Annotated in this window: 5 protein-coding genes and 1 pseudogene; all 6 read right to left on the reverse strand. The window is 75.5% G+C overall.

The window, feature by feature from the left end; all coding sequences use genetic code 11:
• Positions 1–33: 33 nt before the first annotated feature.
• Positions 34–741 (reverse strand): HAD family hydrolase, encoded by a 708-nt coding sequence (locus tag AQJ30_RS33305; RefSeq protein ID WP_342671644.1) that lies wholly within the window; start codon positions 739–741, stop codon positions 34–36.
• A gap of 375 nt (positions 742–1,116) precedes the next feature.
• Positions 1,117–2,349 (reverse strand): cytochrome P450, encoded by a 1,233-nt coding sequence (locus tag AQJ30_RS33310; protein WP_067241359.1) that lies wholly within the window; start codon positions 2,347–2,349, stop codon positions 1,117–1,119.
• Between the two features lie 153 nt (positions 2,350–2,502).
• Positions 2,503–3,735, reverse strand: a complete 1,233-nt coding sequence (locus tag AQJ30_RS33315) for a cytochrome P450 family protein (protein WP_159052409.1) — start codon at positions 3,733–3,735, stop codon at positions 2,503–2,505.
• A 14-nt stretch (positions 3,736–3,749) separates the two neighbouring features.
• Entirely contained in the window at positions 3,750–5,354 is a 1,605-nt protein-coding gene (locus tag AQJ30_RS33320) for an FAD-dependent oxidoreductase (protein WP_067241361.1), read from the reverse strand.
• Between the two features lie 23 nt (positions 5,355–5,377).
• Positions 5,378–10,819 (reverse strand): annotated as a pseudogene (locus tag AQJ30_RS33325) (type I polyketide synthase); the annotation flags it as partial.
• 2 nt (positions 10,820–10,821) lie between these two features.
• The coding region (locus AQJ30_RS33330; protein ID WP_079084468.1) for a type I polyketide synthase at positions 10,822–26,340 on the reverse strand (15,519 nt) is incomplete at its 5' end.

Below are 26,340 nucleotides of genomic sequence, written 5' to 3' on the forward strand. Positions count from 1 at the left end.
GAACCCCCGACCCCGGTGCCCGCTCAGGCAGGGTCAGGCGCCCGCAGCGGCCAGCACTCCCGCCAGGCCCGCAGCCCCGGCCGGCTCAGGCCACAGTCGACCCTCCGCCATCTCCCGCTCCACCCGCCGCAGCAACTCCTCCGTGATCTCGTCCAGGTGCGACACGGTGTGCCGTACCCCTGCCTCCCGCATCAACTGCCGCTGGAAGCTGTGCACATAGGCACTCGGCACCCCGATGAACCCCGCCCCCACAGCCCGCGCAGCCTCCCCCACCCGCGCCACGTCGTCGATGAACAGCGCCTCGTCGCACTCCACCCCGAACATCCCCGCGATCTCCCGCACCCCCGGCCGGAACGCGTCCGTGCACACGTACTCCGGTCCGTCGAACCACCTCGCCACGTGGGACAGGTACCGGTCGAAGTGCTCCCGGCCCAACCCCCCGTAACACACCACCGGCACCCCCAACCCCCGCAGCCGGCCCACCAACGCCTCCGCCCCGTCCACGACCCGCACCGGGCACTCCGCCAGGAACCGTGCACGCTCCTCGAAGTACGCCGCCACCACCTCCTTCGGCGACCCGCCGCACCATCCCGCCACCACCGCGGCCGCCCGCAGCTGCGGCTGGGACAGCAACTCCCGCTCCATGGCCGCCGACCACACCCCACCCCGCCCCACCACGAACCGGTGGATCACCGGCGAGAACGTGTCGTTCAACAGCACCCCGTCGATGTTCACCGCCACCAACCGGACACCACGAGCACCCGCCATCCCGGACCACCCCCCACACTCCACCGCACGCGCCCACCGGCGCGCACAGCACCAAGCCGACAAGGAAGGAAAGCAACCCACAGCCACCAGGACACCAGCCCCAACCAGGCGGCCCGCCCCCCAAGCGACCACTCCGATAATAAACCGGGCCCCCGGTTTCATCAATGCCGCCGCACTCCCAAGCCCTCATTCGGGCGAGGCCCCCCCGCCCGGCCCCCGACCGCACCGGCACTCTCACCCGCGCAGGCAATTCCAGCAACCCCAGACATACGAAAACGGGTGGACCACGGCCAGGGAGCGAGTGCTCCCCACGGCCGTCGTCCACCCGTCTCGGGCGTGCCGGACGGATCAGTCCACGACCCGCACGGGCAGTTCGGCCAACCCCCGCATGATGATGTTGGGCACGCGAGTCGGCGACTCGGTCACCAGCTCCAGGTCGAGTGCCGACAGCGCGGACACCGCTGCCTGTGCCGTGAGGCGGGCCAGCGGGGCGCCGACGCAGAAGTGCGGGCCCAGCCCGAAGCCCAGGTTGCGGGTGCCCTCGCGGTCCAGTTGGAGTCGCTCGGGGTCGCGGTAGACCTCCACGTCGTGGCTGGCCGCCCCGATCAGCAGCATGACCTGGTCGCCCGGCTGGACGAGCTGCCCGGCGATCTCCGTCTCCGCCAGGGCGACCCGCGAGATCATCTGCACCGGTGGGTCGAACCGCAGCATCTCCTCCACCGCCACGGACACCTGGTCGGGGTGGGCGCGCAGCCAGTCCCGCTGTTCGGGCGCGCGGAGCAGGGCGAGCATGCCGTTGCCGATCAGGTTGACCGTGGTGGCGTAGCCCGCGGACAGCAGGAGGGTGCACGTGACCTCCAGCTCGTCGGGGGTCAGCTGCTCTCCCCCTTCCTCGACGGAGACCAGTTCGCTGATCAGGTCGGTCCCCGGTTCGGTGCGTCGCTGCTCGGCCAACTCACCTATATAGCCGTACAGTTCCGCACGCGCCTGGTCCCGTCGGGCGACCTCCTCCGGGGTGAGCAGGAAGCTCGGGTCGAGGCCGCGGGCGATGTCCGCGGACAGCTCGTCGAAGCGCGCCGCGTACTCCTCCGGGACGCCCAGGAGGGCGTTCTGCATGCGGCCGGGCAGCGGGTGCGCCACCGCGGCCATCAGGTCGATCGGGCCGTCCCCCGCCTCGGCACGGGCGGCTTCGATCAGCTCGCGCACGATGCGCTCGGCGGTGGCGCGCATCCGGTCGACCTGGCGCGCGGCGAAGGCCTTGCCGACCAGCGCGCGGATACGGGTGTGTTCGGGCGGGTCGGCGAAGATGAACGGCCGCACGACGGAGCCGTCGGCGGTGCTGCGGAAGTGGTCGGCGACCGTGGCGCCGTCACCCCAGCCGAACCGCGGGTCGCGCAGTACGGCCGAGCTCACCTCGTGTCCGGTCACGGCCCACAGGCCGAGCGGGGTGCGGGTCACCGGGCCCTTCTCGCGGATGGCCGCGTAGACGGGGTAGGGGTCGGCCAGGAAGGCCGGGTCGAAGGGGTCGAAGGGCAGCAGCTGGGCGATGAACCCCGGGTCGAGCATGGGCGCTTCGGTCATGCTGGCATTCCTCACTCCGCGCGGATGTGGAAGGTCGCGCGGCCGGTCCGGTCGGAAGGGCGAGAGGGTGAGCGGGTGCGTGGTTGAGCCGGTGAGCCGGTGAGCCGGGCAGGAACAAGGGGGCGGCGGGCTCCCTGGCCCGGGGGCCGCCCGTCAGGCGGTCGGGGCGGTGACCGTCACCGGGAGGTGGTCCAGGCTGTTCGCCACCAGGCTGGGGGTCCAGGTCAGGTCCTCGTCCGGGACCGCCAGGCGGAGGTCGTCGAACCGGTCGATCAGGGTGCGCAGCGCTATGCGGGCCTTGAGGCGGGCCAGGGGGGCGCCGATGCAGAAGTGGGTGCCGTGTCCCAGTGCCAGGTGGCGGGAGGCGTCCCGGTGGATGTCCAGGGTGTCGGGGTCGGTGAACTGGGCGGGGTCGTGGTTGGCCGCGGCCAGCGAGATCATCACGTGCTCCCCCTTGGCGATCCGCGCGCCGCCCAGCTCCATGTCCTCCTTGGCGAAGCGGTACACCACCGTGAACACCGGGCTGGTCAGGCGCAGCAGTTCCTCGACGGCCGGGCCGAGCTTCTCGGGATCGCTCTTGAGCTCGGCCAGTTGGTGCGGGTTGCGCAGCAGGTGGAGGATGCCGTTGGACAGCAGGTTGATGGTGGTCTCGGCGCCGGCGAGCAGCAGCAGCATGACCGTGGAGCGGATCTCCAGGTCGGCGAGGGCGTCGCCGTCCACGTTGGCCTGCACCAGGCCCGAGATCAGGTCGTTGCCGGGTTCGGCGCGGCGCTGTGCGGTGAGCCGGGTGAGGTAGTCCTCGAACCAGCCGACCGAGGCGATGACCTCCTCGGTGCTCGAGGAGCTGCCCAGGCCCACGAAGATGTAGGTGTTGCGTTCGAACTCGGCCCAGTCCGCCAGGGGGACGCCGAGCATCTCGTAGAGCACGGTGGACACCAGGGGGGCGATGAAGGCGTCCTTCAGGTCGGCGGTGCCGGCGGCGGCCACTCCGTCGAGCAGTTCGTCGGTGATCTTCTGGATGCGCTCGCCGAGGTCGGCCACCCGGCGCGGGGTGAACGCCCGGGAGACGAGGGCGCGCAGCCGGGTGTGCTCGGGAGGGTCGGCCAGGTTCATGTGCTGGTTGAGGATCGTCTTGCGGCCGTCGTAGCCGAGGGCGGGCCACAGCTCCGGCAGCGCGCTGCCCAGGTCCTTGCTCAGCCGACGGCTGTTCAGGGCGGCCAGGGCGTCCTCGTACCGGGTGACCATCCACACGGGGGTCTTGTCCGGCAGCAGCAGTTGCTCCACCGGTCGGGGTTCGGGCAGACCTGGTGTCCAGGGCCGGGGAGCGGTCGTGGCGTCCGCGTGCACGGGGCAGCCCGTGGCCGTGTCGCCGTCCGGGTTCGGCATGTCGTGTCCTTTCGTCATCGTGAGCGGCCCTCGCCGGCCGGGGTCCCGGACGGCAGGGCGGGAACCAGGGAGGCGAGTCGCCGGCCCGCGCGGGAGAGGTCGTCGGCGCCGCCGGAGGCGGCCACGTAGCCGTCGGGGCGCAGGAGCACGAAGTGCTCCTGACCGCCGTCGGACGGGATGTGTGCGATCAAGTCCGGGAGGTCGGCCGCGAGGTGGGCGGCCCGTGCGGCGAGCGGCCCTGCCGGGTCGCCGTGGGTGAACAGCTGGAAGCGGCCGGCCAGTGCGTCCGTGGGGCGCGGGGTCCAGCGCGGGTCCCGGGTTCCGGGTCGTGGCCGGGAGCGCCGGGTGCGCCGCTTCGGGTCCGGGAGCGGGGCGCCGAACAGCACGTCCGGGTAGTGGCTGCGCCAGCCGGCCAGCATCGGCGCGTAGAAGCGGGTCAGTACTCCGGTGACCTGGAGCAGTTTCCAGGTGAGGTTGCGGACGCGGCCGGCCACGGGGCCGGCCACCGCCTGCCGGGCCATGCGTCCGGTGGCCTCGAGGGTCTGTGCGATGACGGCGCGCCGTTCGGGATCGTAGCTGTCGAGGACCGACGGGCGCAGTCGGCCGTGGACGACCCCGGCGAGCTTCCAGGCGAGGTTGCGGGTGTCCGGGATGCCCAGGTTGAGGCCCTGGCCTCCGATGGGGCTGTGGACGTGCGCGGCATCGCCCACGAGGAAGCAGCGGCCGGAGCGCAGGGTGTTGGCCACCCTTTCCTCGCTGGAGAAGAGCGCCACCGAGCGCACCTCGGTGAAGCGCAGCCCGCCCGGGCCGCGTTCGTCGAGGAGTGCCTGGGCGTGCTCGGCCGTGGCCGCGGTGCCCGCCGGTACGGCGCCCGAGAGGCGGAACTCGCCGCTGGGCAACGGGGCGAGCAGCGCGACTCCCGTGCGGGCGAGGAAGTAGTGGATCTCCTGGGTACTCAGGTTCGCGGTGGGCGGCGCGCCCGGTCCCCCGGTGTGCGCCGCGCCCGGTCCCGCGGGGTCCGCGGCGTCCGCTCCCGCGGGGTCCGTCGTCCCGGTGATCCGTCCCTCGGCGAGCAGGAACGTGGCGGGGAACCGTGCTCCCGAGAACTCGACGCCCAGCGCCTCGCGGACGCTGCTGTGCAGGCCGTCGGCGCCGATCAGCCAGTCCGCCTCGATCTCCTCCTGCGCACCGTCGGCCTCCCGGGTCAGGTTGGCGCGCACGCTGTCCGCGGTGGGGGTGATGCGGGAGACCCGCGTGCCCCACTCGACGGTGGTGCCCCGGTCCGCCAGCGCCTGGGCCAGCAGCTGTCCGGTGCGTTCCTGGGGCAGGACCAGGGGGATGTCGGACGCGGCCAGCGGGACGCGCACGCTGCCACCCGAGCCCAGGTGGTAGTGGAGGGCGGCGGGCCGGACGGCGGCGCGTGCGGCGTCCTCGGCCAGTCCGAGTTCGTCGAGCACCTCCCGTACCGGCGGCCACAGCAGGATGGCGCGGGAGCCGGTGTGCGGCCGGTTCTGCGCGTCGACGACGGTGACGTCCACGTCGAGCCGGCGCAGCTGGGCGGCCATGGCCAGGCCGCAGGGGCCCGCGCCGACGACCAGGACGGTGGTGTGCCGTGTCATTGCTTCTCCAGCCACTCGTGCACGGCCTGGGCCGCGGCGTCGGCGTGTTCCTCAAGGACGGTGAAGTGGTCGCCGGCCACCTCCACCGTGTCGTGGGGGTGGTCCCAGGTCGCCGGCGGGCGGTCGAACCCGGCGAGGGCTCGGGTGGTGCGTGCCACCAGGACGGGGGTGGCCGCGTCGGCCGGTTCCCAGTCGGTGAGCAGGCGCAGGTAGGCGCCCATGGCGGTCAGTCGTGCGTCGGTGGCTCCGCCGGCCTCGTCCAGGCGCGTGAAGACCTGCTGGAACAGGGGGGCGCCGTCGGTGATCAGCTCCGGGCCGAAGACGAAGGTGTCCAACAGGACGAGCGCGTGGGCCGGGTGGGCCTGGGCCGCGAGCCGGGCGGCGACACCGTTGGCCAGCAGTCCGCCCGAGGAGTAGCCCACCAGGACCACCGGCCGGTCCCCCGCGGCCCGTCGTACCTGCTCGGTGACGGCGGCCACGGCGGCCGACCGGTCCGCGGGCAGGGGGGCGCCGTCGTCGTAGCCGGGCAGCGCGAGGGCCGACACGGCCCGTCTGCCGCGCAGGGCGGCGGCGAAGCGCGCGTACTGGTGCGGTCCCGAGGTGGCGAGGACCGTGGGCAGGCAGACCAGGAGGGGACCCTCGTCCTGCGCGGTGAGTTCCACGGCCTCGGGCAGCGGGCCCGCCTCGTCGACGGACGTGAACGTGGGGCGCAGCGCGGCGGCGGCGCCGAGCAGGGCGACGAACTCGCCCATCTTCCCGGCCTGTTCCGCCTGCCGGTAGAGGCCCTCGAAGGAGCTCTTGCCGGTGGCGCGGGGGGCGTCGGTCGCCGCTTCCGGTCCGCCGAGTTCGCCGTGGAGGTGACGGGCGAGTGCCTCGGGGGTGTCGTGGGCGAAGAGGGTGGCGGCGGTCAGCCGTATGCCGGTGGCGGCGGTCAGCCGGTTGCGCAGTTCGAGCGTGGTGAGGGAGTCGAAGCCGTGCTCCAGGAAGCGGCGGGCCGGGTCGATGGCGGAGGCGTCCGGGAAGCCGAGGACGGAGGCGGCCTGCTCCGTGACCGCCGTGAGCAGGGCGGCGTGTCGCTCCTGCGGGGGGAGCGCCGTGAGGTCGCCGAGGGGGGAGGCGCCCGGGGCGGTCTCGTGGCGGGCTGCCGGGGCGAACTCGGCTATGAGGGGCCGCGGGCCGGTGGCGGTGTACGCGGCGTGGAAGCGGGGCCAGTCCACGTCGGCCAGGAGGAGTCGGGTGTCCCCGGCGGTGAGGGCATCGCCGAGGGCGGTCAGCGCGCGTTCCTCGTCCAGGACGCCGATGCCGCGGCCGGCCAGCCGGTCCCGGCGGACGGCCGCCGCGCCCGTGGTGTCGGCCGGGTCGGCCCACGGTGCCCAGGCCACCGACAAGGCGGGCAGCCCGTGCGCGGCGCGGTGCTCGGCGAGCGCGTCCAGCGCCGCGGTGGCCGCCGCGTGGACGGCCTGGCCGACGCCGCCGAAGGTGCCGGACACGGAGGAGAAGAGGACGAACGCAGTCAGCGGGAGGTCGCGGGTGAGGTCGTGCAGGTGCCGTGCGGCGCCCGCCCCGGAGCGCAGCAGGCGCTCGCCGGTCCCGTCGTGCAGGCTCGTCAGGGGCGTCTCGGACAGCGGTACGGCGGTGTGCACCACGGCGGTCAGCGGCGGGGCGGCGGACTGCCGGGTCAGGAGGGCGGCGACCGCTTCCCGGTCGTCGAGGTCGCACGGGCGGATGGTCACCTGGGTGCCCGCGTCGCGCAGTGCGGTGAGGACGTCCTCGGCCACGGTCCCGCCGGGGGCCACGGCCAGGAGCAGGGCGGGGGCGCCGAGGGCGGCGAGCCGGCGGGCCACGGCCGCGCCCGTCGCGGTGTCGGCGCCGGTCACCAGCGTGGTCCCGGTGGGCCGCCAGGCGGGGCCGGTCAGTGCGGCCCGGGGGCTGCGCACCAGGCGGCGGGCGAACAGACCGGCCTGCCGGACGGCGAGTTGCTCCTCGCCGGTGCCGCCGGACAGGGCGGTGCACCAGGACGCGAGGACCCGTTCGTCGGCGTGTGCGGGGAGGTCGACCACTCCGCCCGCGAGGGCGGGGTGCTCCAGGGCCACGGTGGGGGCCAGGCCCCACAGGGCCGCCTGGTCCGGGTCGCCGTCGGGTGCGGCGTCCAGGGCCACGCTCTCCCTCGTGGTGAACCACAGCGGCGCCCGTACGTCCGCCTCGGCCAGGGCCCGTACCAGGGTGACGGCGGCGGGCCACCCGAGCAGGGCCACCACCCCGCTGGGACGCGCTCCGGCGAGGGCGGTCCGTAACGCTTCGGGGTCCGGTGGGCCGGAGGTGACCTCGACGCGGTGGACGGTGGCGCCGTGCCGGACCAGCGCGTCCGCCTCCGGGCCCTGGTGCCCGGGCGGCACCGCGAGCAGCCAGGTGCCGGACAGCCGGGGCCGTTTCGCGGCGGGCAGGGGGCGCCAGTCGAGGGCGTAGCGCCAGGAGTCGACGAGGGAGCGTTCGCGGCGTTCAAGGTGCCAGGCGGCCAGCGCGGGGAGGACGGCGGCCAGTGGCTCGGCCCGCACCCCCAGGCTCTCGGTCAGGCCGGTCACGTCGTCGTTCTCCACGGCCTGCCAGAAGCCCGCCTCGGCCGGGTCCGTGGTGTCGGCGGTCGCGGTGGAGACGGGTTCCGGCCAGTAGCGCTGCCGCTGGAAGGGGTAGGTCGGCAGGTCGACCCAGGTGGTGGGGCGGCCGTCCAGCGTCCGGGCGAGGTCGACCGGTGCGCCGCGGGTGTGCGCGTCGGCGACGGAACGCAGGAAGCGGGTGAGGTCTCCTTGGCCGCGGCGCAGGGTGGCGACGACGGCGGCGTCGGTCCCGGCGTCCTCGGCGATGTCCTGCACGGCGTGGACCAGCACCGGGTGGGGGCTGATCTCGACGAAGAAGCGGTGTCCGGCGTCCAGCAGGGTGCGGACGGCCGGGTCGAACGCCACCGGTCGGCGGGCGTTGTCGAACCAGTATCCGGCGTCCAGGGCGGCGGTGTCGGTGAAGGACCCGGTGACGGTGGAGCAGAACGCCACGTCGGTGCGGGCGGGGGTGACGTCGGCGAACAGGTCGAGGATGCGGGAGCGCAGCGGGTCGACCTGGTCGCAGTGGGAGGCGACGCTGGAGGCGACCAGCCGGGCGCGCAGCCCGTCGCGGGTGGCGTCGGCGACGAAGCGCTCCAGTGCGGGCAGCGCGCCGACGACGGTGACCGCGTGGGGACCGTTGACGCCGCCGAGGTGCAGCGCGCCGTCCCCCTGGGCGGCCAGCCGGGCGCGCACCTCGGTCTCGGGGGCGGCGACCGACACCACCGCGCCGTTACCGTGCAGTGCGTCGGCGAACAGGCGGCTGCGGAGCACCACGATCTTCACCGCGTCGTGCAGGGACAGCGCGCCGGCGTCGCAGGCGGCGGCGATCTCGCCCTGGCTGCTGCCGACCACGGCGGCCGGTACGAGGCCGTGGGAACGCCACAGCCGGGCCAGGGACACCATCACCGCGAACAGCACCGGTTGCAGGACCTCGATGCGTTCCAGGGAGGGCGCTCCGGGCTCCTCGCGCAGCACGTCGACGAGGGACCAGTCGACGAAGGCGCGGGCGGCCCGGTCGCACTCGGCCATGTGGGCGGCGAAGACGGGCGCGGAGTCGAGCAGGTCGGCGGCCATGCCCGCCCACTGCGAGCCCTGGCCGGGGAAGACGAACACCACGCGGTCGGCGGGTCCGGCGGTGCCGGTGACGAGGGCGTCGTGGGGCCGGCCCGCGGCCAGGGCGTCGAGCGCTTCGGTGGCGGTCGCCGGGTCTTCGGTGACGACGACGGCGCGGTGCGCGAAGGCGGAGCGGGAGCGCAGGAGCGCCGCGGCGGTGTCGGGCAGGCCGGCGGTGTGTCCGCGTCCCTGCGGGGTGTCCGGGTCGAGGAGCGGCAGAAGCCGTTCGGCCTGGGCGCGCAGCGCCTCGTGGGTGCGGCCGGACAGGGCCAGGGGTACGGGCCCGGTGCCGGGCGCCGCGGAGGTCGTGGTGGCGGGGGCGGGTGCCGTGTCGGCGGGCGTCGTAGGCCGGTCTGGGGGCGCGGCGAACGCGTCGGCCTGTTCGAGCAGGACGTGCGCGTTGGTGCCGCTGATGCCGAACGCGGACACCCCGGCGCGACGCGGGCGGCCGGTCTCGGGCCACGGCTGCGGTGCGGTGAGCAGGGCCACGGCGCCGGAGGAGAAGTCGGCTTCGGGGGTGGGCGCGTCCACGTGCAGGGTGCGCGGCAGGTGGTCGCCGCGCAGCGCCATCACCATCTTGATGACACCGCCGACCCCGGCGGCGGCCCCGGAGTGGCCCAGGTTGGACTTGAGCGAGCCCAGCCACAGCGGCCGGTCGGCGGGGCGGTTGCGGCCGTAGGTGGCCAGCAGGGCGTTGGCCTCGATGGGGTCGCCGAGGGCCGTGCCGGTGCCGTGGGCCTCCACGGCGTCGATGTCGGCGGCGGCCAGGCCAGCGTCGGCGAGGGCGTCACGGATGACCCGTTCCTGCGCGGGGCCGTTGGGCGCGGTCAGGCCGTTGGAGGCGCCGTCCTGGTTGACCGCCGAACCGCGGACCAGGGCGAGGACGCGGTGGCCGTTGCGACGGGCGTCGGAGAGCCGTTCCAGCACGAGCACGCCGGCGCCCTCGGACCAGGCGGTGCCGTCGGCGGCCCGGGCGAAGGCCTTGGCCCGGCCGTCGGGGGCCAGGCCGCGCTGCCGTGACAGTTCCACGAAGCCGGCGGGGGTGGACAGCACCGAGGCGCCGCCGGCGAGGGCCAGTGAGCACTCACCGCGGGCCAGGGAGCGGCAGGCCAGGTGCAGGGCGACGAGCGACGCCGAGCAGGCGGTGTCCACGGACAGCGCCGGGCCCTCCAGGCCGAGGGTGTAGGAGATGCGGCCGGACAGGACGCTGACGGCGTTGCCGGTGAGCAGGTAGCCCTCCAGGTCCTCGGCGGACCGTGCCGCGACCATGCCGTAGTCCTGCGCGCCGCTGCCGACGAACACGCCGGTCCGGGTGCCGCGCAGGGACAGCGGGTCGATCCCGGCGCGCTCCACGGCCTCCCAGGACGTCTCCAGGAGCAGCCGCTGCTGGGGGTCCATCGCCAGCGCCTCCCGCGGGGAGATCCCGAAGAAGGGGGCGTCGAAGTCGGCGACGTCGTAGAGGAAGCCGCCCTCTTTGACGTAGGTGGTGCCGGGGCGGTCGGGGTCGGGGTCGTACAGCCGGTCCAGGGGCCAGCCGCGGTCGCGGGGGAAGGCGGCGATGACGTCGCGGCCGGCGGCCACGGCCTCCCACAGGTCCTCGGGGGAGGTGATGCCGCCGGGGAAGCGGCAGGCCATGCCCACGACGGCCATCGGCTCGGCGTCGCGCTGCTCGTGCTCGCGCAGCCGCTGTCGGGCTTCGTGCAGGTCGACGGTGACCTTGCGGAGGTAGTCGCGGAGACGGTCGACGTCGCTCATGATCAGCTCAACTCCGAGTCGATGAACCGGAAGATCTCTTCGTCGCTGGCGGTGCCGAGTGCTTCGCCGACCGATGCGCGCTCGCCGTCGGCGGGTGTGGTCAGGCGTCCGACCAGGCCCTGGAGGCGGGTGAGGGCGCGTCGGCGTTCGTCCTGGTCCGAGACGTCGGAGAGGACGCCGGCCAGCCGGTCCAGTTCCTCGTCCAGGGAGCCGACGGCCGCCGTCGGGGGGGCCGCGAGGTGGCGCAGGAGGTGGTCGGCGAGTGCGGCGGGGCTGGGATGGTCGAACACGGCGGTGGCCGACAGCCGGACGCCGGTGGCCGTGCCGAGGCGGTTGCGCAGGTTGACGGCGGCGAGCGAGTCGAAGCCGAGGTCGGTGAAGGGGCGGTCGGTGGGCATCGCGTCCGGGTCGTCATGGCCGAGGACGACCGCCGCCTCGCGGCGCACGAGGTCGGTCAGGGCGCGGCGTTGCTCGGCTTCGGGCAGCGCGGTGAGTCGCGCCACCAGGGAGGAGCTGTCGGCGGCCGGTTCGGCGCCGGCGTCGGCGGTGGCGCCGGCGCGTACGTCGGGCAGGTCGCTCAGCAGGGGGCTGGGCCGGGCGGCGGTGAACGCGGGCGCGAAGACGGCCCAGTCCACGTCGGCCACGGTCACCGCGGCGTCGCCGTGCCGGACGGCGTCGGCCATCGCGGTGAGCGCCCGTTCGGGCGACAGCGCCAGGACGCCGCGCCGGCGCAGCTGTTCGCGGCGGGCGGCCTCGGCGGCGGCGTCCGCCGCGCCGAGCCCGACGCCCTCCCAGGGGCCCCAGGCCAGCGCCGTGGCCGGCAGCCCGAGGGCGTGCCGGTGGTGCGCGAGGGCGTCGAGGTAGGCGTTCGCCGCGGCGAACGCGCCCTGTTCACCGCCGCCCCAGGTGGCCGCGACGGACGAGAAGAGGACGAACGCCTCCAGCTCGCCGGTGAGGCGGTGCAGGGTGGCGGCGCCGCGCACCTTGGCGTCGAGGGTGGCGGCGGCCTCGGCGAGGTCGAGGTCGGCCACGGGGCCGGAGCGCAGGGTGCCGGCGGCGTGCACCACCGCGGTCAGGGGTTCGTCGGCCGGGATCGCGGCGAGCAGGGCGGCGAGTTCCTTCTCGTCGGCCGGGTCGCAGGTGCGCACGGTCACCGGGACGCCGAGGTCGTCGGGTGCGGTGGCGGACGGGTCGTCGGTGGTCAGCACCAGGGCCTGCGCGCCGTTGGCAGCGAGCCACCGGGCGGCCGGCAGGCCCATCGGGCCGAGCCCGTCGGTGACGAGCACGGTGCCGCTGGGACGCCACGGCCCGACCGGGGTGCGCCCGGCCAGGGGGGCGCGGGCCAGCCGGGGCACGAGCACGCCCGTGGCGCGCAGCGCGGCCTGGTCCTCGGTGCCGGCCAGCACGGCGGGCAGTCGGTCCAGGGTGCCGTCGGGTTCCTCCGGGAGGTCCGGGATGTCGAGGATGCCGCCGTACAGCTTCGGGTGTTCGAGTGCGAGGGTGCGGCCCAGGCCCCAGAGGGTGGCCTGTTCGGGCCGGGGCAGCCGGTCGGCGGGGGTGGCGGCGACGGCTCCGCTGGTGACCAGCCAGAGCGTGGTGTCCGCGCCGGTGCGGACCACCGCGCGGACGAGGTCGAGGGTGGCGGCCAGTGCGGCGGGCACGGCGGGTTCGTCCTCCGGGTCGTCCGGGGTCAGGCCGAGCAGGGACAGGACGGCGTCGGCGGTGCCGATCGCGGCGGCCGCCTCGTCCGGGCCGACGACGCGCGCTGCGGCGCCGGCGCGGGTCAGTGCGGCCGCGCAGTCGGCGGCCAGGGACAGTCCTCGGGGGGCGACCACGAGCCACGTCCCGGTGAGGACGGCGTCGTCGAGCTGTGCGGGGCGCCACCGGACCGTGTAGCGCAGGGTGTCGGCGGCGGCCGCCGCGTCCTGGGCGGCGCGCCAGGCGGTCAGCCCCGGCAGCACTTCGGCGAGGGGTCCGGCCGGTACGCCGAGCAGTTCGGCCAGTTGTCCGGGGTCGGTGGGGTCGGCGTCGTCGACCGCCGCCCAGAAGGCGCTGTCCTGGCCGGTGTCGCCGGTGTGTTCGGGGGCGGTCAGCCAGTAGTGCTGCTGCTGGAAGGCATAAGTGGGCAGGTCGGGCAGGTCCACCGGGGCGGGGCGGTCGTCGTCGAAGGCGGCGGCCAGCCGCACCGGCACCCCGGCGACCTGGGCCTCGGCGACGGACAGCAGGAACCGGTCCGGGCCGCCGTCGTCGCGGCGCAGGGAGCCGACGACGGTCGCCTCGTCGAGCGTCTGGTCGATGCCGGGGACGAGGACGGGATGGGGGCTGACCTCGATGAACGCGAGGTGTCCCTGATCGGCGAGGGCGCGGACGGCTTCCTCGAAGCGGACGGTGTGGCGCAGGTTGCGGTACCAGTAGCCGGCGTCGAGGTCGTCCGGGCCGACCCAGTCGGCGACGACGGTGGAGAACATGGGGACGTCGGCCGCCCGGGGCCGTACCTCCGCCAGGACCTCGCGCAGGCGGGTCTCGATGCGCTCGACCTGCGGGGAGTGGGAGGCGTAGTCGACGGCGACGTGCCGGGTGCGGGCCCCGCGTGCGGCGCAGTCGGCCAACAGCCGCTCCAGCGCGGCGGGTTCGCCGGCGACGACCGTGGAGGCGGGTCCGTTGACCGCGGCGACGGTCACGTCACCCGTGGCGGGCAGCAGGGCACTCACCTCGTCGGCGGGCAGGGCCACGGAGGCCATGCCGCCGTGTCCGGCGAGTTCCTCGGCGATGAGGCTGCTGCGCGCGCAGACGACCTTGGCGGCGTCGCGCAGGGACAGCGCGCCCGCCACGCACGCGGCCGCGATCTCCCCCTGCGAATGCCCCACCACCGCGTCCGGCTCCACCCCGAACGACCGCCACAACGCCGCCAACGACACCATCACCGCGAACGACACCGGCTGCACCACATCCACCCGCTCCAGCGACGCGGCACCCCCCTCCCCCCGCACCACGTCCAGCAACGACCAGTCCGTGAACTCCCCCAACGCCGCCGCACACTCCGCCATCCGCGCCGCGAACACCGGCGACGCGCCCAGCAGCTCCACCGCCATCCCCGCCCACTGCGCCCCCTGACCCGGGAACACGAACACCGTGCGGCCGGTGGAGCCGGCGGTTCCGGTGACGACGTGCGGTGCGCTCTCGTCGGCGGCCAGCGCGGACAGTCCGCCGAGCAGGTGCTCGCGGTCGGCGGCCACCACCACGGCCCGGTGGGGCAGTTGGGCGCGTCCGGTGGCGAGTGCGGCGGCGGTCTCGACCGGACCGGTGTCCGGCGAGGCGGTGAGCCAGCGGTGCAGCTGCCGGGCCTGGGCGCGCAGCGCGGCCTCGGTGTTGCCGGAGAGCGGCACCGGGACGAGGCGTGCGGGGGCGGGTTCCAGCGGCGGTGCGGCCGGGGCCTGTTCGATGACGACGTGGGCGTTGGTGCCGCTGATGCCGAAGGAGGAGACGGCGGCCCGGCGCGGCCGTCCGGTGTCCGGCCAGGGCCGGTCCTCGGTGAGCAGGCGCACCGCGCCCGACTCCCAGTCGACGTGCGGGGACGGCTCGTCCACGTGGAGGGTGCGGGGCAGCACCCCGTGCCGCATCGCCTGCACGGCCTTGATGACGCCGGCCACGCCGGCCGCCGCCTGGGTGTGCCCGAGGTGGGACTTGACCGAGCCGAGCCAGAGGGGTTCGCCCGCCCGTTCCTGGCCGTAGGTGGCCAGCAGGGCCTGTGCCTCGATCGGGTCGCCGAGCGCCGTACCGGTGCCGTGCGCCTCGACCAGGTCGACGTCCGCCGGGGACAGCCCGGCCGCGTGGAGCGCGGTGCGGATGACCCGTTCCTGGGAGGGGCCGTTGGGGGCGGTGAGGCCGTTGGACGCCCCGTCCTGGTTCACCGCGGTCCCGCGGACCACGCCGAGGACGCGGTGCCCGGCGCGCCGGGCGTCGGAGAGGCGCTCCAGCACCAGCAGGCCCACGCCTTCGGACCAGACGGTGCCGTCCGCGGCGGCCGAGAAGGCCTTCACGCGGCCGTCGGCGGCCAGGCCGCGCTGGCGGGAGAACTCGATGAAGGTGCCGGGGGTGGCCATCACGGTGGCGCCGCCGGCGAGCGCGAGGGAGCACTCCCCGGCGCGCAGGGCCTGCGCGGCCAGGTGCAGGGTGACCAGGGAGGAGGAGCAGGCGGTGTCGACGGTGACGGCCGGGCCCCGCAGGCCGAAGGTGTAGGAGAGGCGGCCGGAGGCGACGCTGCCCGCGGTGCCGGCGCCGAGGTAGCCCTCCACGTCGCTCGGGGTGCTGGGCAGCCGGGTGGCGTAGTCGTGGTACATGACGCCGACGAACACGCCGGTGTCCGAGTCCCGCAGGGACAGCGGGTCCATCCCGGCCCGTTCCAGGGCCTCCCAGGAGGTCTCCAGCAGCAGCCGCTGCTGCGGGTCCATGGCGAGCGCCTCGCGGGGCGAGATCCCGAAGAGTCCCGCGTCGAAGCGCGCCGCGTCGTGGAGGAAGCCGCCCGAGGTGAGGTAGGTGTGGCCGGCGCGGTCGGGGTCGGGGTCGTAGAGGCGTTCGGTGTCCCAGCCGCGGTCGGTGGGGAACGGGGACATGGCGTCGTCGTCGCCGGTGACCAGCCGCCACAGGTCCTCCGGGGAGCGTACGGAGCCCGGGTAGCGGCAGGCCATGCCGACGATGGCGATCGGCTCGTCGGCCCGGCCGGCGCGGCGGGCCGCGGCGGGGGCCGCCGGGGCGGTGTCCGCGGTGAGCCGGCCGAGGAGGTAGGCGGTGACGGCGTCGATGCTCGGGTGGTCGAAGGCCAGCGTGGCGGGCAGGTGCACCCCGGTCCGCGCGGTCAGCCGGTTGCGCAGTTCCACGGAGGTCAGCGAGTCGAAGCCGAGGTCGGTGAAGGCACGCCGGTCCCCGAGGGAGGCGGGGCCGGTGTGGCCGAGGGTGGCGGCCACGGCGGTGCGCACGGTGTCGAGGACCAGGCGGCGCCGGGCGGCGTCGTCCAGGCCGGCGAGCTGGGCCTGGAGCGCGCCGGTACCGGTGGGGCGTGCCGGGACGCGGACCAGGCCCCGCAGCACCGGGGCCGGGGACACGGTGCGCGCCTGGGCACGCAGCGCGGCCAGGTCCAGGCGGACCGGCACGGCCAGGGGGGCCGGGCCGTGGACGGCGGCGTCGAACAGCCGCGTGCCCTCCTCGGGGCTGAGCGGCACCACGCCGAGCCGTTCGATGCGGCGCCGGGCGGTGTCGTCCGCCGCGTCGCCCATGCCGCCGGCGCCGGCCCACAGGCCCCAGGCGAGGGACACGGCGGGCAGGGCGGCCGCGCGGCGGCGGGCGGCGAGCGCGTCGAGGACGGCGTTGGCGGCGGCGTAGTTGCTCTGCCCGGGGCTGCCGAGGATGCCGGCGGCCGAGGAGTACAGCACGAAGGCGGCGAGGTCGTGCCCACGGGTCAGTTCGTCCAGGTGCAGGGCCGCTTCGGCCTTGGGCCGCAGGACGTGGTCGACGCGCTGGGGGGTCTGCGCCGTGAGCATGCCGTCGTCGAGGACACCGGCGGTGTGCACCACCGCGGTGAGCGGGTGCGCGTCCGGTACGGCGGCCAGCAGCGCGGCCAGCGTCTCACGGTCGGCGACGTCGCAGGCGGCGACCTGGGCGGTGGCGCCGAGCCGGGCGAGATCCGCGACCAGGTCGGCGGCGCCCGGCGCGTCCGGGCCGCGGCGGGCGACGAGGAGCAGGTGCCGTACCCCGTGTTCGGCGACCAGGTGGCGGGCCAGTGTCGAGCCGAGCGCGCCCGTGCCGCCGGTGATGAGGACGGTGCCCTCGGGGTCCCAGGGAGCGGGCTCCGCGGCGTCGGTGCGCGTCAGGCGGGGGACGAGCACCTCGCCCCGGCGGACGGCCAGTTGGGGTTCGCCGGTGGCCAGGGCGACGGAGTCGGGCACGCTGCCGTCGCTGTCCAGCAGGACGACGCGGCCCGGGCTCTCCGACTGGGCCGACCGGGCCAGTCCCCAGACGGCGGCGGCACCGAGGTCCTCGCCGTCCACGGCGCCGCGGGTGCGCAGGACGAGCGTGCGGTCGGCGAGTCGTTCGTCGGTCAGGAAGGCGCGCAGCAGGGCCAGCGCCCGGTGGACGGCCGCGGAGATCCCGGCGGGGCCGCCGGCTCCGTCCGGGGGGAACGCGGCCAGTAGGCGTTCCGCGGGTTCCGTGAGCGCGTCGAGGTCGAGGTCGGGGCCGAGTTCCGCGGGGGGTGGCCCGTCGGTGTCGGCGGCGACCGGGGTCCAGTCGAGGGTGTAGAGGGCGTCCGTGCCGGGCGTCGTGCCGCGCAGGTCCGCCGGGACGGGACGCAGGACGAGGCGGTCCACGGTGAGGACCGGGGTGCCGTGCTCGTCGTGGGTGGTGACGGTGAGGCCGCCGTCGTGGGGGGTGAGGTGTGCCCGCAGGGTCCGTCCGGCGCTCTGGTGGACGGTGACGCCGGTGAAGGCGAAGGGGAGCGTGGCCGTGTCCGCGGTCGCGTCGGCGGCGAGGGCGTGCAGGGTGGCGTCCAGGAGCGCCGGGTGGACGCCGAAGCCCTGTGGGTCGGTGGCGTCGGGGAGTTCCGCTTCGGCGAAGACCTCGGTGCCGGCCGGGGTGTCCCGCCGCCATGCGGCGCGCAGGCCGCGGAACACCGGCCCGTAGTCGAGGCCGCGGTCGGCCAGCAGGTCGTACAGGTCGGCCGGTTCCACCGGTTCGGCCCCGTCGGGGGGCCAGGCGGCCGGTGCCGGTGCGGGTGCCGTGCCGGGGTGCGGTTCGAGGACGCCGGTGGCGTGCCGGACCCACGGGACGTCGTCGGCGCCCGTCTCGGTGCGGGAGTGCAGGGTCACCTCGCGTCGTCCGGTGTCGTCGGGGGTGCCGACGACGAGCTGCACCGCGGTGGCACCGCGTTCGGGCAGGCCGAGGGGGGTGTCCATGATGAGTTCGGCGATCCGGTCGCAGCCCAGTTCCGCTCCGGCGCGTGCGACCAGTTCGACCAGCGCGGTGCCGGGGACGACGGTCCGGCCGGCGACGGTGTGGTCGGCCAGCCAGGGGTGGGTGGAGGTGGACAGCCGGCCGGTGAACAGGACGCCGGTGCCGTCGGCGAGGGCGACGGCCGCGCCGAGCAGGGGGTGGCGCACGGGATCGAGTCCGGCCGCGTCGGCCCCGGTGCCCGTCTCGCCGGTCATCCAGAACCGGCGCGGCTGGAAGGCGTAGACGGGCAGCGGGACCGGGCCGGGCGCCCGTCCTTCGGTGACCTTCGTCCAGTCGGGGGACCTGCCGTGCACGTGGAGCCGGGTCACCGCGTCGAGGACGGCCGGCACCTCGTCCCGGCCGTCGCGCAGGGTCGGCAGCACGACGGGCTCCGGAGCCGGCGCGTCCGGGTCGGCGGCGTCCCGGTCGGCGGCGTCCGGACCAGACGTCGGTCCCGGCAGGCAGTCGCGGACCATCGCGGTCAGCGCCGCGGACGGGCCGGTCTCGACGAACGCGGTGACCCCGGCAGCGGCCAGTGCGCGGACGGCGGGCAGGAACCGTACGGCGTCGCGGACGTTGGCGACCCAGTGCTCCGGGTCGGTGATCTCCCGCTCCGTCAGCGGTGCGCCGGTCACCGTGGACACGACGGGCAGGTGCGGCGCGGTGAACGTGATGCCGGAGACGACCTCCCGGTACTCGTCCAGGATGCCGTCGACGTGCGGGGAGTGCGGCGCCATCGTCACCCGCAGCCGTCGGGTGCGGCGGCCCCGCTCGCGCCAGTGCGCGGCGATCTCTTCGGCCGCGTCGGCGTCGCCCGAGACCACCGCGGAGCGGGGGCCGTTGACCGCGGCCAGCCGCACCCGCCCGGCGTGCTCGGCGAGCTGGGGGGCGAGCTCCGCCTCGGTCGCCTCGACCGCCACCATCGCGCCCCCGGGCGTGGCACGGGCCATCAGCCGGCCCCGGGCGGCCACCAGGCGTGCGGCGTCCCCGAGGGTGAGCGCCCCGGCGACGTGGGCGGCGACGATCTCGCCGACCGAGTGACCGGCCACCAGGTCCGGCACCACGCCCCAGCTCTCGAGGAGCCGGGTCAGGGCGACCTCGACAGCGAACAGCGCGGCCTGGGTGAAGTCGGTGCGTTCCAGGAGCTCGGCCTCGGGTGTGCCCTCGGCCGCGAACAGGACCTCGCGCAATGGCCGGGCCAGGTGCGGGTCGAGGGCTGCGCACACGGTGCCGAACGCCGCGGCGTAGGCGGGAAACTCCGCGACGAGGGCGCGGCCCGCGCCCGGACGCTGGGACCCCTGGCCCGGGAAGAGGAGGGCGAGCTTGCCCGCGTCCGGGGCGAACCCGGTGATCGCGTCGGCGGCACCGGGGTCGCCCTCGGCCAGGGCGGCCAGGCCGGCGGACGGCTCGCCCGGGACCAGGGCACGGTAGGGGTGTGCGGTGCGGGTGGTCAGCAGCGCGGCCGCCAGGGCGTCCTGCGGGAGGTCCGGGTGCTCGCGCAGGTGGGTGAGCAGGCGGGCCGCCTGGGCGCGCAGCGCCGGCCGGGTGCGGGCCGACACCACGACCGGCAGGGGCAGCGGCGGTCCCGCCGCGGGCTGCGTCTCCGCTTCGTCGGGGGCCTGCTCGATGACGACGTGGGCATTGGTGCCGCTCACCCCGAACGAGGAGACCGCCGCCCGACGCGGCCGACCGGTAGCCGGCCAGGGACGCGCCTCACTCAGCAGCGACACCGCACCCGAGGACCAGTCCACGTGCGGACTCGGCTCCTCCACGTGCAACGTCCGCGGCAACACCCCCTCCCCCAGCGCCAGCACGGTCTTGATGATCCCGGCCACACCCGAAGCCGCCTGCGTGTGACCGATGTTCGACTTCACCGACCCCAGCCACAACGGCTCACCCTCCCGCTCCCGGCCATAGGTCGCCAGCAACGCCTGCGCCTCGATCGGATCACCCAGCGTCGTCCCCGTACCGTGCGCCTCCACCACGTCCACGTCCCGCGCCGACACCCCCGCCGCCGCCAACGCCGACCGGATCACACGCTGTTGGGAGGGACCGTTGGGCGCGGTCAGCCCGTTCGAGGCGCCGTCGGAGTTGACGGCGGAGCCCCGCACGACGGCGAGGACGCGGTGGCCGTTGCGCCGGGCGTCGGACAGCCGCTCCACCAGGAGCATGCCGACACCCTCCGACCACGAGGTGCCGTCCGCCGCGGCGGAGAAGGACTTGCAGCGGCCGTCGGCGGCCAGTCCGCGCTGCCGGGAGAACTCGACGAACAGTCCCGGGGTCGCCATCACGGTCGCACCGCCCGCCAGCGCCAGGTCGCACTCCCCGTTGCGCAGGGCCTGTGCGGCCAGGTGCAGGGCGACCAGGGAGGACGAGCAGGCCGTGTCCACGGTCAGGGCGGGCCCCTCGAGCCCGAAGGTGTACGCGAGCCGTCCGGAGGCGACGCTGGCGGCGCTGCCGGTCAGCCGGTAGCCCTCCACGCCCTCGGCCGCGTGGTGCAGCATCGGGCCGTAGTCCTGGCGCATGACGCCGACGAACACGCCGGTCCGGCTGCCGCGCACGGCCGTCGGGTCCAGGCCCGCCCGCTCGAAGGTCTCCCAGGTGGTCTCCAGCAGCAGCCGCTGCTGCGGGTCCGTGGCGAGGGCCTCGCGCGGGTTGATGCCGAAGAACTCGGCGTCGAAGTCGGCGGCGTCCCGCAGGAAGCCGCCGTGCCGGGTGTACGAGGTACCCGGCCGGTCCGGGTCGGGGTCGAAGAGGGTGTCCAGGTCCCAGCCCCGGTCGGTGGGGAACTCGCTGATGCCGTCCCCGCCGTCGAGCAGGAACCGCCACAGCTGTTCCGGGGAGCGGATACCGGCCGGGAAGCGGCAGGCCATGCCGACGATCGCCACGGGTTCGTCGGTGACGGCCGGCGCGTCCTCGACCGGCGGTACGCCCCCCGCATTCGGCTCGTCGGGCTCCTCGGTCAGGTGCGCGGCCAGCACGGCCGGTGTCGGGTAGTCGAAGACCAGGGTGGCGGGCAGGCTCACGCCGGTGGCCGCGGCGAGCCGGTTGCGCAGCTCGACGGCGGACAGCGAGTCCACTCCGAGTGCACGGAACTCGGTGCCGGGGTCGACGGCAGCGGCCCCGGTGTGTCCCAGCACGGCGGCCGCCTCGGTCCGCACCAGGGACAGTGCCTGCTCGGACGTCAGCCGGGCCGGCGCGGAGGCGGGAGCACGCCCGGCCGCCGCCCTGCGCCGGGGTGCGGGCGCCAGGGTGCGCAGCAGCGGCGGGAGCAGGGCCGGGTCGGCGGTGCGCAGCCGCACCTTGGCGGGCAGGAGCACTGGTTCGTCGAGCGCCAGGGCGGCGTCGAACAGGGCCAGGGCCTCCTCGGCGGACAGCGCCTGCACGCCCGCGCGGGCCATCCGGGCCAGGTCCGACGGGGACAGGTCGCCGGTGATGCCGCTGGGCGGCGCCCACAGGCCCCACGCCAGCGACTGGGCCGGCAGGCCGGCGGCGCGGCGCCGGGCCGCCAGCGCGTCCAGGCAGGCGTTGGCGGCCGCGTACGGGGCCTGGCCGGGCCCGCCGAGCGTGCCGGTGGCGGAGGAGAAGAACACGAACGCCGCCAGGTCGTGCCCGCGGGTGAGCTCGTCCAAGTGGAGTGCGGCGTCCACTTTGGGCCGCAGGACCCCGGACAGCCGCTCGGGCGTCTGGGCCGTGAAGAGCGCGTCGTCGGTGACGCCGGCCGCGTGGACCACGGCGGTGAGCGGGTGTGCGGCGGGGAGGCCGGCGAGGAGCGCGGCCAGTGCGTCGCGGTCGGACGCGTCGCAGGCGGCGATCTGCACGTCGGCGCCGAGATCGGTGAGGTCGGCTGCGAGCTCCGCCGCGCCGGGGGCGTGGGACCCGCGCCGGCCGGTGAGGAGCAGGTGCCGGACGCCGTGCTCGCGCACCAGGTGCCGGGCGACGAGGGCGCCGAGGGTGCCGGTGCCGCCGGTGATCAGGACGGTGCCCTCGGGGTCGGGCCGACGGGGCAGGGTGAGGACCAGTTTCCCGGTGTGCCGTGCCTGGCTGAGGTGGCGGAACGCGTCGGCGGCGCGGGCGACGGGCCACACGGACGGCGCGGGGACGGTCAGCGCGCCCGTGGCGAACAGCTCCAGCACCTCGGCGAGCAGCTCCCGCATCTCGTCGGGCGGGACCTGCATCAGGTCGAACGGCTGGTAGTGGACGCCGGGGAAGTCGTCCGGGTCACGCAGGTCGGTCTTGCCCATCTCCAGGAACCGGCCGCCGGGCCGCAGCAGTGCGGCGGAGGCGTCGACGAACTCCCCGGACAGCGAGTTGAGCACCACGTCGACCTGCCCGAACCGGGTCGCGAACGCGGTGTCCCGGGAGGAGGCGATGTGCGCGTCGTCGAGCCCGAGGTCGCGCAGCACCTGCCACTTGCCGGGGCTCGCGGTGCCGTAGACCTCGGCGCCGAGGTGCCGGGCCAGCTGGACGGCGGCCGTGCCGACGCCGCCGGCGGCGGAGTGGACCAGCACGGCCTGGCCCTCGCGCAGTCCGGCGAGGCGGACCAGTCCGAGGTACGCGGTGAGGTGGGCGATCGGCACGGCGGCCGCCTGCTCGAAGCTCCAGCCGTCCGGTACCGGCGCGAGGGCGGCGCGGTCGGCCACCGCGACGGGGGCGAAGGCGTCGGGGAACAGGCCCAGTACGGGGGTGCCCGGCGCCAGGTCGGTGACGTCGTCGGCCACTTCGGTGACGACGCCGGCCCCTTCCCCGCCGAGGGCCACCTCGCCGGGGTACATGCCGAGGGCGATCAGCACGTCGCGGAAGTTGAGTCCGGCCGCGCGCACGGCGATGCGCACCTGGCCCGCCGCCAGTGGTGCGTGCGCGGCCGGTGCGGGCAGCAGGGCGAGGTGGTCGAGGGTCCCGGGGCGGGTGACGGCGAGCCGCCAGTTGCGGTCGGCGGGCGGCGCCGGCTCCGGGCGGACCAGACGCGGGACGAGCAGAACGCCGCGGCGCAACGCCGTCTGGGGGTGCCCGGCGTCCGCCACGGCGGCGAGGGCGCGGCGGGACTCGCCGGTCAGGTCCGTGTCGGCCAGCAGGATGCGGTCGGGCTGTTCGGCCTGGGCGGCGCGCAGCAGCCCCCACACGGCCGCGCCGCCGGGATCGGCGGGGCGGTCGTCCGGGCCGGTGCTGACGGCGCCGTGGGTGACCACCAGCAGCCGGGCGGGCGCCGCGGCGGCGGCCAGCCAGTCCTGCACCTGGTGGAGCACGGCCGCGGTCACCTGGTGCACCGGTTCGCCGGACGGGACCGCCAGCACGGTGGTGGCGGTGGCCGGGCCGTCGGCGACGAGTCCGACACCGGCGGCGCGCAGGTCGGCCGTCAGCTCGGTGGGCGGTGTCCCGAGGACCGCCCACGTTCCGGCGACAGGGTCGGCGGGTGCGGGCGCGGCCTCCCAGTCGAGCCGGAACAGGGAGTCGTGCGGCACGCGGACGGCGGCCGGGCCCCCCGCCGGGCGCAACGCGAGGGACGCGACGGAGGCGACGGGGGCGCCGGTGGTGTCGAACAGGTCGAGGGCGACCGTGCCGTCGCCCGTGGGGACCAGACGCACCCGGGCGGCGGCAGGCCCGGTGGCGTGCAGCCGGACACCGGACCAGGAGAAGGGGAGCCGGGCGCCCTCGGTGGTGCCGGTGAGCGACAGGGCGTGCAGGGCGGCGTCGAGCAGCGCCGGGTGCAGGCCGAACTCACTCGGCTGCAGGGGCAGTTCCTCGGGGAGGGCGATCTCGGCGAAGACCTCCTCGCCCCGCTGCCAGGCCGCGCGCAGTCCTTGGAACGCCGGGCCGTACTCCAGGCCGAGGGCGGCGAGGTCGCCGTACACGGTGTCCACGGGCAGTGGGGTGGCGTCCCGCGGGGGCCAGACGTCCTCCGTGCGGACCGGCTCGGCCGGCGCGGTGGTGAGCACACCGGTGGCGTGCAGCGTCCACGACGCGTCCGGGGACGCGTCCTCGGCCCGGGAGTGGATCTCGACGCTGCGGCGCCCTGACCCGTCGGCTTCGTGGACGGCCAGTTGCAGGCGTACGGCCGTGGTGGCGGTGAGCGTCAACGGCGCCTGCAGGACCAGTTCCGCCACGTGGTCGCAGCCGACCCGGTCGGCGGCCTGGACGGCCAGTTCCGCGAACGCGGCGCCCGGGAGCAGGACCTCGCCCGCGACACGGTGGTCGGCGAGCCAGGGCAGCGACGCGACCGCGAGCCGACCGGTGAGCAGGTAGCCGTCGGAACCGGCCAGCGGCGTGGCCGCGCCGAGCAGGGGGGTGCCGGCGGGGAGCAGACCGAGGGCGCCGATGTCGCCGTTGGCGGCCGGTCGCAGCCAGTAGCGTTGGCGCTGGAAGGCGGTGGTGGGCAGGTCCACGTGCCCGGCCGGCGGGAGATACGCCGCCCAGTCCACCGATCCGCCCGCCACGTGGAAACGGGCCAGGCCCTCCGCGAGCGCCCGCGCCTGCGGCCGCTCGCGACGTTGCAACGCGACGAACGAGACGGCCGCGTCGTCCGGGACACAATCCACGCCCGCGGCGCTCAGTGCACTGTCGGGACCTATTTCCACGAAGCGGGTCACGCCCTGCCGCCACGCATGCCCGACCGCATCGGCGAACCGCACCGTCTGCCGGACGTTGCGGACCCAGTACTCCACCGAGTCCGCACCCGCACCCACCTCGACCGAGGAAACGAACCCCAACCGCGGACGACCGAACTCGATCCCTTCGATCGCCTCCCGGAAACGGCCCAACACCGGCTCCACCAACGGCGAGTGGAACGCGTGACTCACCCGCAACCGCCGGTGCCGCCACCCCCGCTCAGCCGCCATCCCCTCCACCAGGGCCACCGCCGCCGCATCCCCGGACACCACCACCGACGACGCACCATTGACCGCCGCCACTTCCACGACACCCGACAGCCCCTGGAGGACTCGGAGCACCTCGTCCTCCGGGGCACCCACCGCCAGCATCGCCCCACCCGACGGCAACTCCCCCATCAGCACCGCTCGCGCCGCCACCAGCCGCACCGCATCCTCCAGCGACAGCACCCCCGCCACGTGAGCCGCCGCCACCTCTCCCACCGAATGACCCACCACGAACTCCGGCACCACACCGAACGACTCCACCAACCGGAACAACGCCACCTCGAACGCGAACAACCCGCACTGCGCAACCGCTGTGCCGTCCACGGCGTCACCGCCGCTCAGCACCACCTCACGCAGTCCGAAACCCAGGCGTTCCTCCAACCGACCGCAGACATCACCGAACACCTCGCCGAACAGCGGGAACGCCTGCGCCAACTCACCGCCCATCCCCGACCACTGCGAGCCCTGCCCCGAGAACAAGAACCCCGTCAGCCCGCCACGGCCGGCCACACCCCGAAGCCCGCCACCACCCGCCAACTCCTCCAGGCCTGCCAGCAGTTCATCCCGGTCAGCGGCCACCACCGCACCCCGGTACTCCAACGCAGCCCGCCCCACCCCCGCAGCGCGCGCCACCCCCAGCGCCGAAACTCCCGCGTCACCCGAAACGAACGCGACGAACTGACCCGCCGCGACCCCCAACCCCACCTCATCCCGCCCCGACACCAACACCGGCACCGGCACCGGGGAACTCACCTCGGCCTGCGCCACGGCTTCCTCAGGGGCCTGCTCGATGACGACGTGGGCATTGGTGCCGCTCACCCCGAACGCCGACACCCCCGCCCGCCGGACGTCCGTGGCGGGCCACTCGACCGGTTCCGTGAGCAGGGCCAGGGCGCCGTCGGACCAGTCGACGTGCGGGGTCGGTTCCTCCACGTGCAGTGTGCGGGGCAGCACGCCGTGCCGCATGGCCTGCACCATCTTGATCACGCCGGCCACGCCCGCCGCGGCCTGGGTGTGCCCCAGGTTGGACTTGACCGACCCCAGCCACAGGGGCCGTTCGCGACCCGTGCCGTACGCCGCGAGCAGGGCCTGCGCCTCGACGGGGTCGCCCAGTGAGGTGCCGGTGCCGTGCGCCTCCACTGCGTCGACGTCGGACGGCGAGAGGGCGGCGTCGGTCAGGGCTTCGAGGATCACCTGGCGCTGGGCGCGGCCGTTGGGTGCGGTCAGGCCGTTGGAGGCGCCGTCCTGGTTCACCGCCGAACCCCGGACGACGGCCAGCACCCGGTGGCCGTTGCGGCGGGCGTCCGACAGCCGCTCCAGGACCAGCATCCCGATGCCCTCGGACCACCCCGTGCCGTCGGCGGCGGCCGAGAACGCCTTGCACCGGCCGTCGGCCGCCAGGCCCCCGAGCCGGTCGAACTCGACGTAGGTTCCGGGGGTGGACATGATGGTGACGCCGCCGGCCAGGGCGAGGGAGGTCTCCCCGTTGCGCAGCGACTGCACGGCCAGGTGCAGGGTGACCAGGGACGAGGAGCACGCCGTGTCGACGGTGACGGCGGGGCCCTCCAGGCCGAAGGTGTAGGCGACCCGGCCCGTGGCGATGCTGGCGGCGTTCCCGTTGCCGATGAAGCCGTGCAGTTCCTCGGGGACGGTGTCCATCAGCGT

Source organism: Streptomyces longwoodensis, from assembly GCF_001514125.1.
GTDB lineage: Bacteria > Actinomycetota > Actinomycetes > Streptomycetales > Streptomycetaceae > Streptomyces > Streptomyces longwoodensis.